This window comes from Colwellia sp., assembly GCF_013215345.1.
GTDB lineage: Bacteria > Pseudomonadota > Gammaproteobacteria > Enterobacterales > Alteromonadaceae > Colwellia.
This window is the reverse complement of sequence record NZ_JABSOV010000051.1, coordinates 20,074-28,785: the sequence shown is the minus strand read 5'-3', so window position 1 is coordinate 28,785 and position 8,712 is coordinate 20,074. Positions and strand designations below refer to the sequence as shown.

The 8,712-nt window shown below is 37.3% G+C and carries 6 protein-coding genes and 1 pseudogene; 4 read left to right on the top strand and 3 right to left on the bottom strand.

What is annotated here, in order from left to right:
• Positions 1-413, top strand: a 413-nt coding sequence (locus HRT50_RS09710) for a GspH/FimT family protein (protein WP_291613871.1), incomplete at its 5' end; no start/stop codon positions are given.
• Positions 414-549: 136 nt separating this feature from the next.
• Here the strand turns inward: HRT50_RS09710 and HRT50_RS09705 are convergent.
• Positions 550-1,653 carry an ABC transporter substrate-binding protein gene (locus HRT50_RS09705; protein ID WP_291613870.1) on the bottom strand — a complete coding sequence of 368 codons (1,104 nt, stop codon included), beginning with the start codon at positions 1,651-1,653 and terminating at the stop codon, positions 550-552.
• A gap of 1,083 nt (positions 1,654-2,736) precedes the next feature.
• Here HRT50_RS09705 and HRT50_RS09700 point away from each other — a divergent pair.
• Positions 2,737-3,090, top strand: a pseudogene (locus HRT50_RS09700) (hypothetical protein); the annotation flags it as partial.
• Between the two features lie 118 nt (positions 3,091-3,208).
• Here the strand turns inward: HRT50_RS09700 and pepN are convergent.
• The gene (gene pepN / locus HRT50_RS09695) at positions 3,209-5,923 is read right to left on the bottom strand and encodes an aminopeptidase N (RefSeq protein ID WP_291613869.1); all 2,715 of its coding nucleotides are present in this window, start codon (positions 5,921-5,923) and stop codon (positions 3,209-3,211) included.
• 174 nt (positions 5,924-6,097) lie between these two features.
• Between pepN and HRT50_RS09690 the strand changes: the two genes are divergently transcribed.
• Positions 6,098-6,574, top strand: coding sequence for a hypothetical protein (locus HRT50_RS09690; protein ID WP_291613868.1), 477 nt, complete (start codon positions 6,098-6,100; stop codon positions 6,572-6,574).
• Between the two features lie 186 nt (positions 6,575-6,760).
• Here the strand turns inward: HRT50_RS09690 and HRT50_RS09685 are convergent, their stop codons facing one another.
• A complete protein-coding gene (locus HRT50_RS09685) occupies positions 6,761-8,293 on the bottom strand; it encodes a hypothetical protein (RefSeq protein WP_291613866.1) in 1,533 nt (510 codons plus the stop codon).
• Positions 8,294-8,452: 159 nt separating this feature from the next.
• Between HRT50_RS09685 and HRT50_RS09680 the strand changes: the two genes are divergently transcribed.
• The gene (locus HRT50_RS09680) at positions 8,453-8,671 is read left to right on the top strand and encodes a hypothetical protein (RefSeq protein WP_291613864.1); all 219 of its coding nucleotides are present in this window, start codon (positions 8,453-8,455) and stop codon (positions 8,669-8,671) included.
• The last annotated feature ends 41 nt before the right edge of the window (positions 8,672-8,712 follow it).

Sequence of the window (8,712 nt, the reverse complement as noted above, 5' to 3'; positions counted from 1 at the left end):
TGCTCAGTATAGGAATTACTTCGATACTCACCAGCATTGCCTTACCTAACTTAGACCACTTTATTGTCCAGCTCAGGGTTGATAATGAAATTTCACGTCTATCCCGCTTGTTACTTACCGCCCGAAATCACGCTATTAGCAGTGACAGTAATGTTATTATCTGCCCAATAGCAGGCAATGGCGCATGTTCGAGCGACTGGCACGAAGAGCTCAGTGTATTTATTGATTACAATGAAAATCAGCAATTTGATAGCGCCAACAATGAACTATTGATCGCAACTAAGAGTCCGATAAAATCAGGAGATATACTCACATACGCAAAAAATATAACTAAAATTACCTACCAAGCAACGGGGCATTTGTTTGGCTTAAGTAACGGCACATTAAGGTATTGCCCGAAAGGCTATCAATAGCTGTCTAGAGCATAGTCATAGCCCGTTCTAGCAGATTTTACGTAACCACGGACAGTAACTCTGATGGTAAAGGTGAAACACGTAGTAACCAAGTAATAAAGTGTGCTTAGCGTTGATAGGCTTTCAGCAAACTAAGTTAATTTTTGTTCGCCTGTTGGGGAGTAAAGACCTTAGCTAAGTTATCAATAGAGAAAACTAATGGCTCTGCTGAAGATATACTAAATCGAGAAAAGTCATAATGTCCTAGTTGTTTTAGGCTTAACCTCTGAGTAAAATCATGATAAGAAGGACTTAAGCTAGACTCAAAAATATCAACTACCTGATGCCTGTTATCATTTACAAGGCTGTTGTTATCAATATCTTTTAGCATTACTAATGACTTTGCCCCTAAAGCAACATGACCACCAAAAGATAAATCCACCGGATAGTTGATATCATCAATATCCCAGTTAATACCCCCTATATAGATTGGCTGATAATTTTTTGCGGCTAACACCGCTTTTTTTGCCCCAAATGCCATAGCGTCATTGGCTGCCCAAATAATATCGATGTGAGTGTGCTGCAAAATACCTGTTACTTTTTCATAACTTTGTTCTTTAGACCAGTTCGAGACAGTGCTGTCAACAGCCAGTAAGTTTTGGTTAGCTTTTAAAGCGTCGTTGAAGCCTAGCTCTCGGTCAAGTGATGCCGGCGTTGTGTAGTCCCCTTGCAGGGCAAGTATTTTGATAAGTTGTTTTTTATCCGCTTTATTTTTATGTAACTTATATAATGTCACTAAACCATTAAGTAGCTTTTTTCCAGCGTTATAGTTATTAGGAGTAACACTACCTTTTAGCAGGCGCTTTTCTTTAGCTGACAATAACACCAAATCTTTTTCATTTATGCTATTCAATAGCATAAAGCTAGCTATGTCATATCTAGCAAGCTGCTTAATAATACTTAACGCTATGCCTTTTTCATTAACTAAGACAACATATTTGGGTTTTTCTGCTGCTATTTCCTTAATTAATGATTTCATTAAAATATGATTGCGATAAGCATATACAGTAACCAATTCAATATCTAAATCTTCCGCTGCGGCATCCATAAATTGTGTAACATTAGTCCAAAAGTTGCCCGTAGCATTTTCGGCTGGAAAGCCTGGGTTTAAAAAAACAACTTTAAAACGGTCAGCGACACTATAGCTAGACTGAAATAACAGTACTAATAACAACACTAACTTTAAAGAAATCTTATTCATAAAAAATCATAACCATTAACTTTAACCCAATAGCTATTATAGCAAATGGTCCTTATTGGAGTTATAGACCCACAAAGCTGCGATCTAATTCCCACTTATAAATGTCAATTCCCAACACAGGGAAATCACACAAGCAATAAAACAAAATACGTTTATAAATCAATAGGTAATATTTTGGCACGCTTCTAGCTCTTTAGTTTTCAATAACTACGTACCATTAACATTATTGAAAATACGACAGCATGGACCTAACAACGACACAGCAAAAAAAACTACAAGGCTTTAATAAAAAAAAGCCTACTCGCGGGCATTATTTTATTGATGACCATATTACTACTCTGGGGCGGCGGTGAACCACAAGTGGAACTAAGCTCACTGCGCATTAGCGAAGTAAAATAAGGTGACTTCAAAGTAAATGTTGCCGGTTATGGCCGATTAAAGGCTAAGTATCAACGCTTTGAAGTAACACACCACGTGTTAAAGCGCAGTGGCCGAAACTTTCAATTATTGGTGTTGTTCTCAATAGAGCAACAACTTAGAGCCAACGAAAAACAAGTGTGGCAACGGTTAATAAGAGTGCTCAATCATGAAGTAAGAAACTCATTAGCGCCCATTTACTCTATGACTGAATCCTTACAAGAAATGAAGTTAATGGGCCCTTTAACACCTGAGCAAGAAAGCCTCGAAAAAAACATATTACAAGTTATTGAAAAGCGCTCGCTGCAGTTGTTAGAGTTTGTCGAAAACTACTCCGCCTTTAGTAAACTAGCGCCAGAAAAAATGGCAAAGGTATATCCAAAAGACATAGTTCAACGCATGCAAGCCATCTTCCCTAACCTATCAATAGAACTGAATGAAAGCGCTTTCCCTTTTCTCGCTGATGCAGGCCAATTAGAGCAAGCTTTAATTAACTTAATTAAGAATGCTTTTGAAGCCTGTGAAAGCAGTAACTCGAGTCCTGAGGTACAAATGCTGTGGCAACAAAATCAGCATCAAACCACTATTAATATTATCGATTCCGGCCAAGGCATTGCCAATAACGATAACTTATTTGTACCTTTCTATTCGACTAAGCCACAAGGCTCATGGTATCGCTTCTTCGGCGCTGGCGAGCAAATGGTATTAATGGCTGAGCAAGGTAGTTGGCAACCGACCATCATTACCTTGGTTATATTTTCAGTGTTATCACTCTGGTCAGCTTATGCTTTTTCTGCTGCAGGGCTGATAATTAGATTACCGTTTATTCGCTTAGCTCTTTCCCTTATTACCTTAGTCTATTTAGTACGAGGTTTAGCTGGTTTTACCTTGATGAGTTTTACCTTAAAGAATAATCCGATGGGACGTAGCCCTGAGTTTTGGCTGTGGAGTTCTCTGATCTGTTTAACCTTTGGTATTGTTCATGCTATTGGCTTAAAAAAGCGATGGGCTACTTTGTAACGACATTGGAATAAATAGTACAGATAAAAGTAACAGCTAAAAAAAGGGCATTATGAAATTCATAATGCCCTTTTATCATTTAGATAAGTTTATCTATTCAATCACTTATTATTTGAACCTAAGTATTATTAGCGCTCAGTTTTAATAACGTTAGCGCTTTAACACAGCGACCTATATTCTGATGACTCGCTTTTACGGCTTTTAATACTTGTGGCTTCATTTCACTGTATTCTTTAATCAGTTGTGCTAATTCCACTTCACTTGCTGGCGTACATTGAGATGGCAACATGCTACCGGCAAAAGACTCTAATAAACCCAAATCACTTCCTTCATTTAATTTAGGAATATGCGCTAAAATCTTAGCTTTATAAGGTGCTTCTAAAGCTTGTTGTTCTGAAGGGAATAAACCCCACATAATATAGCGAAGTGTAGAAAGTTTTAGTTTGTCAGGGTTATTAATAACCACGTTAAACCATTTTGCTTTAACTTCGGCCTCAGGACGTAACACTTCTGCGTAAATAGCACTTTTAACACCTGAATCAGTAATATCTTTAGTGGCTTCAGAAGTTAATAATGCTTGATAATTACCATGCTGATAACGGTTCATTTTAGCGACTAATGACCAACGTTTATCTTGATCGATAGTTATACCATCAAAACTTAGCTCACCATTTAAAATATTTTTCAAATTATCTAAATGCTTTGCTGTTTTACTTACACGAACATAACGGCTGTACCAAAGTTTTTGAAAATCAGAGCCCGCTTCCGCTTTTTCTAATAAATCTAAGTATAAATCTTCAACTTCCATATAAAGCACTGAGTAATCGTTTTGCTCTAAGCGTGTTGCTACCGTTAAGTAGTTCAGGGCTGATGTTAATGTGCTGGCAATTTTACGTGTTACGTTATAATCAGTTTCACCTTCAATGTTAGCCATAGCAAAATTCACTAGCTGGTCAGCTGCTAAATTTGCATCACGAACACTGTCAGACAAACTCTGCCATAACATTAAACGCATGGTTGCATTATCAATAGCATTGATATGTTTCTGAGCTGAAGCTAATGACTTTTCATCAAGATCAACTTTTACATACCCCCAATCAGCTTCGTTTGGATAAACCAAATCAGGACAAACTTGACCAATAACTTCTTTAATTTTAGTGGTAGCACCTTTATACATGATTGGTGTTGCTGACGTTAAACTCATGGCATTACCATCAGCATTAACATTGTATAAACCAATCTGAACACGTTGTTCGCGTAACGTAGGATAACCTTCAGGCGCGGTTTGCTTTATAGCAAACTCACTAATTTTACCCTCGCTACATTGGTAATTGACTTTAATAGTGTTTAAACCAGCGTTAAATAGCCAATCTTGTGTCCATTGGGTCATATCCTTACCAGCAGCCTTACCTAATTCACCAATAAAGTCTTCAAGATCAGTATTTTGGTAAGAGAATTTTTTCAGATATGTACTCACACCAACACGAAAGTTTTCTTCACCTAAGTAATAAGGTAACTGCTTTAACACTGAAGCACCTTTACCGTAAGTGATGCCGTCAAAGTTTGACAAGGCAACACCTGTCGAAGCAACAGGTAGTTCAATTGCATGCGTATTTACCGAGTCATCTGTGCGGTAAGCCCATTGTTTAGTACCTGAGTAAAACACATCCCAGTTATTTTCAAAGTCACTTGCTTCAGCAATAGCTAAATTAGCCATATAAGTTGCAAAACTTTCATTTAACCATAAGCCATTCCACCAACGCATTGTTACTAAATCACCAAACCACATATGTGCCATTTCATGAGCGATAACATTCGCTAAACTCATTCGAGCACTGGTCGATTTTTCACCGCGTGCGATATAACCTTCACTGAAAGTAACTGCAGCAACGTTTTCCATTGCGCCTGCGTTAAAGTCAGGTGCTACAATCTGATCATATTTTCCAAAAGGATATTTCACGTCAAAGTATTTGTTGAAGAATGCAAAACTTTGTTTAGTTGGGATAAACCACTCATCAGTTTTTACGTATTCCGCCAAACTTTGACGAGCAAATAAACGTAATGTCATACCTTCAAAATCATCTTCCCAAACTGCGTAGTTACCTGCATGAAGAGAAAAGACATAAGAAGAGAATTTTGCAGAAGCAGGGAATGACCAAACTTTAGTATCGCCATTTTCACTAATACTGGTTTCGCGTGTTGCACTAATGATTTGCCAATGAGCTGGTGCAGTTACTTCAATTTTGTAACTGGCTTTTAAGTCTGGTTGATCAAAATGAGGAAATAAACGGTTTGCATCATAAGGTTCAAAATCGGTGTATAAATACACTTCACCGTTTTTAGGGTCTACAAAACGATGAAAACCAGAGCCGTCAGTCGAATAAGCACGTTCGTAATCAATAATAATGCTTTGCTTACCTGGAGTTAACTCAGCAGCGGGAATGGTAATAAACCACTTTTCATAGCTAAAGTTAACTTGTTTACCATTAACGGTTAATGATTTTATTGTGCCTTCATCAAAATCTATAGTTACATCATTCTGGTTATTTTCGATTAATTCAAAGTTTAGTGTTGTTGAACCCGAAAAACTTTCACTTTTATTATCTATTTTTACGTGTAAGTCATAGCTCACATCACTTATTTGTTTAGCGCGCATTTCTGCGTAAGTAGCATTGAGAGATTCGCTTTTCATACGAACAATACTTGTACTGGCTGATGATGAATTTTTTACTTGCGTTGTGGTGCTTGCTTGCTCACAGCCTGATAATGCAATACCAGAAGTGACTAGTGCTAGGGTTAATGCCTTAGTCAGTTGAGACTTGTTAATAAACATTTATGTTGTCCTTAATAATGATAACGACTTTCTTCACAGAAAAATTATATTGTTAATGTATTGTAACTCCGTATTTATAACATATAACGTTTAAGAATAATGCTTAACCATCCTGTAAATCAGAGTATCAGTCGCTTTTTGAATCAACATAACTTGGCATACTAGCTGAAATTAATGGCTGAGCTATGCTACAGAGAAGCAGTTACCGGAAAAAATAAAATTGACACAGCTTGTTATGAAAGTGTCAATATTTGGATGTATTTAGCCGACGTTACTTCATTAAAGTGGATTAAAGAAAACGGTGCCCAATCAGGTCATGCACTACCAACATTTTGGAATTGGAGTCAACCGACAACGTCTCTTGATACGGCTAAAAATATACCTGCGGGTCATATTGTACGATTTATTCGTGGAATAGCAGGATTGCATTACACCGCTTCTATTGGTAATGGACAATGTATTGGTAATCATAACTCTAGTGATGTTTGCAAAGAATGGTTAAGAGAGCACGACACAGCCCCAATAGGCTACACCAGTGATTTTTCTATTGCTGGTTATCTTGCCACCATGCAAGATCTCAATAAAGACCCAAACCCTAAATCTAAATCTAGTCTGCGCTCAGCGCCAATAATACCTACTGCCGCATTTTAGTCAAAGCTAGATTCAGGTATATTATTTAAAGCTTATGCTTCTGTGATATAGCTGAATGTATATCAAGCATATTAAAGTCGGTTATGTCAGCCCTTTAAAATACCAGGAGAAAAAATGCCAGTATTTAACTGGCATTTAATTTTGGAAGTTTACTTTGGGAGGCTTAAGTAATTATACCAATATTTGTTAAATACATGCCGACCAGTTAATGCCATCGACGCCACATTCAAAGACTGTAGTACCATCATCTTGCTTAGTATCTTTACGCCACTTACCTTCATCATTTTTGTGAATAATAACATTACCAGCGGCCTTATTTTTACGCCAATAACTAACATCAATTACAACTTTATCATCAAACTTATAAGGCATGATATCAAAAGCAGTAAACAACTCTGCTGGCTCTAAAGTAGCAGCCTTATCTTTAATATTTACCCAATCAGCTAATGTTTGAAAGTCAGCGTTTTCTTCTCTAAAGTAAAATACAGCACTGTAATAAAGATCATCTTCAACATAACTTAAGCTAAAGTTACGCTCATAAGGGGTTTCTAAATTGGTATTAATACACTCCGCCAGAGTCGGAAAGGTCACCATTGGTGCGCTATTACCAAGTTCATAATGAATGCCCTCTTTGTCAAAACTGATACGCTCAATATTGCCACAGCGATATGTTTTATCCATATTGATATAAACATCTGCTCTAATACTTAACAACCCCTTTAAGGACTGTTCCCCCCAAGCCGATCCTAATTCATGGAGCTTAGTTAATACCACATCAACTTTATCTAATGAACCTGCACCTTTTAACCTCACCTGCTCCATAAAGTATCCAGTGTCGGTAAAGATAATTTCATCGCGATACCAAGCGTCGGTGTAGTTATATTCCTTATCTTTAGCCTTATCTTGATAGATAACTACGCGAATTTCATTTGCACCTGGATATGCCACTGCCAATGCTTGTTTATGTTTGTACCCGGCTTTCAAACCTATAACAATAGACTGAGCTTTGTTATAGGCGTCACTGTCATTATTGGCAATGAAATCAGCATAAATCTGCTCTGTAGATAAATTGTAATGTTCAACCAGATTTAATAACACCGCCTCTATATCACGCTTTAATTCTGTACGTAAATCGGTATCAGTCTTAAGTTCCTCACAACTCAAGTTTCTCTTACCACTTCCTTTAAGTTGACGGCTAAGTTGTCCCCAAATCTCTGAAGTTAATGGCGATATATTACGAATATCATCATCCGATATAGGGACTATCGATGGAGGAAAAGACATCAGGTATGCTTCAGTCACTTCACCTAGATCTTCATCAATAGCACCAACAGGCACATCTACATACATGGCAGAGTACGGTACACAAGATGCCTGCTCGGCAGTAAATTCAAAACTATAGTTACCTGATTCAGTAGAAACGACTGATGGCTCAGTTTGTTTATCAAATTTACCATCACCATCTAAATCTAACCACACCGTGGCTCCAGAGACGTAACCGTCAATAACTTTACCACTAAAAGTGATTGTCTGCTCTACGATAGGAACAGCTTCTTCCGGTGCCGGAGTTGCAATAGGTGCCGGAGTTGCAATAGGTGCCGGAGTTGCAATAGGTGCCGGAGTTGCAATAGGTGCCGGAGGTACCGAATCACTACCACAACCAACAAGAGATACGGCCAATATGGTGCAGACAATAAGGCTACTTTTTTTTACTAACATACAAGAACTTCCTTTTCATGTAAAAATAGTTACAACATAACTAATTATTTGGGCTAATCAATACATCATTCAAATGATCTTTTATGCGGGCATAATATAACATACTATTAACAATTATCAGCTTAAGGTAGCTTAGTTACTCATATTAAAGCGATTTAAATGGAGGAGAGAGGTTGTCGTCCAAGTGAGTTAATGAAGTACATAGATATTAGCTTTGATATTAACCTAAGTAATGTATTCAAAGTTAATACATTAAATGAAACTTGGTTAGGTTATAGTATGCACCATAGCTCATCTATTTTTGCTAAAGCTTCTCAGTTTAGCCGTATTAAAGGCGGCAGTAACTATAAGGGTGTCTATATTCAATTCGACTTCTAATTATTGCTAACTTTTGTTACAAAAAAGTGTGCTTTCTAATC